The 246-nt window shown below is 67.9% G+C and carries 1 protein-coding gene; it reads right to left on the minus strand.

What is annotated here, in order from left to right; genetic code table 11:
• A partial coding sequence (locus tag ASD86_RS27190; protein WP_162253608.1) for a hypothetical protein occupies positions 1–246 on the minus strand: 246 nt, incomplete at both ends.

The following is a 246-nucleotide window of genomic DNA, read 5'->3' on the forward strand; positions in this document are numbered from 1 at the left end:
ATCGCCGGATCCGACGACTTGCTGCTGCTGATCACCGGCGCGGCGACCGTATGGGTCGTCGTGCAGTTGGTGCACTCCGGATCCGGATCGCCACCACCGCTGCCCGTCACGCTGTTACCCACCGTGCCGGCCGCATCGGCGTCGACGGTGGTCGTGTAGCTCAGCGTGTAGGTGCCCGGCAGCGTGCCGGCCGGCAAGGTGCAGGACAACGCACCCGTACAGGTGTAGCTGCCCGCATTGGTCACC

The organism is Lysobacter sp. Root690, from assembly GCF_001427785.1.
Lineage (GTDB): Bacteria > Pseudomonadota > Gammaproteobacteria > Xanthomonadales > Xanthomonadaceae > Lysobacter.